This is a genomic window from Pseudooceanicola lipolyticus, assembly GCF_002786325.1.
In the GTDB taxonomy this organism is placed as follows: domain Bacteria; phylum Pseudomonadota; class Alphaproteobacteria; order Rhodobacterales; family Rhodobacteraceae; genus Pseudooceanicola_C; species Pseudooceanicola_C lipolyticus.
In genome coordinates this window covers 1-1051 of record NZ_PGTB01000375.1, presented here as the reverse complement: position 1 = coordinate 1051, position 1051 = coordinate 1, and the positions used below count along the sequence as shown (strand labels likewise).

The window sequence follows — 1051 nt, the reverse complement described above, 5'->3', positions numbered from 1 at the left end:
CGGTATCGCCGCGCGGCTGCCCTACCTGTTCTCCGAAGGGGTCGTGAAGGGCCGGATCAGCCTGCAGCAATTCGTCATCCAGGGCTGCGTGGTGCTGAACCGGCAGGCGCTGGCGATCGAAAGCGCCTATGGCACCGACTGGATGCTGGCCAGCCTGACGGCGCGCCCCGATACCGCTGGCGGCGTGCTGGTGAAGATGCCCAAGGACGGCCAGGACCGTCGCGTCGACCTGCCGACCATCGGGGTGACAACGGTGGAGGCCGCGGCGCAGGCCCGGCTGGACGGCATCACCATCGAGGCCGGCGGGGTGCTGGTGCTGGACCGCGACGCGGTGCGCGCCGCCTGTGACCGGCTGGGCCTGTTCCTGTGGGTGCGGGAGGCGGCGGGCTGATGCGCATCTTTCTCGTGGCCGGCGAACCCTCGGGCGACCGTCTGGGCGGCGCGCTGATGGCCGGGCTGCGCCAGCTGCTGCCACAGGTCAGCTTTGATGGGATCGGCGGGCCGCAGATGCAGGCGCAGGGCCTGACCAGCCGCTTTCCGATGGACGAACTCAGCGTCATGGGACTGGCCGAGGTGCTGCCGAAATACCGCCACCTGAAACGCCGGATCGCGCAGACCGCCGGCTGGGTCGCCGAGACGCAGCCCGATCTGCTGATCACCATCGACAGCCCGGATTTCTGCCTGCGTGTCGCGCGGCGGGTCAAGGCGGTCAGCACCATCCGCACCGTGCATTACGTCGCCCCCACGGTTTGGGCTTGGCGGCCCGGCCGGGCGGCCAAGATGGCGCGGATGATCGACCAGGTGCTGGCGCTGTTCCCGTTCGAGCCGCCCTATATGCAGGAAGCCGGGATGGATTGCGATTTCGTCGGTCACCCGGTGGTGGCCGAACCGCAGGCCAGCGCCGCCGAGATTGCCGCCTTTCGCGACAGCCAGGGGCTGGGCGCGGCGCCGGTCCTGCTGGTGCTGCCGGGCTCGCGGGTGTCCGAGGTGACGCGGCTGGCGCCGATTTTCGGCGCCGCGCTGCAGCCGGTCCTGTCGGCGCATCCCGACC

At 70.6% G+C, this 1051-nt stretch carries 2 protein-coding genes; both read left to right on the top strand.

Going from position 1 to position 1051, the window contains the following annotated elements; genetic code table 11:
- The coding region (locus CVM52_RS26040; RefSeq protein ID WP_133120018.1) for an LpxI family protein at positions 1–391 on the top strand (391 nt) is incomplete at its 5' end.
- Positions 391–1051, top strand: a 661-nt coding sequence (locus CVM52_RS26035; protein ID WP_370741728.1) for a lipid-A-disaccharide synthase, incomplete at its 3' end; no start/stop codon positions are given. The genes CVM52_RS26040 and CVM52_RS26035, both read left to right, overlap by 1 nt.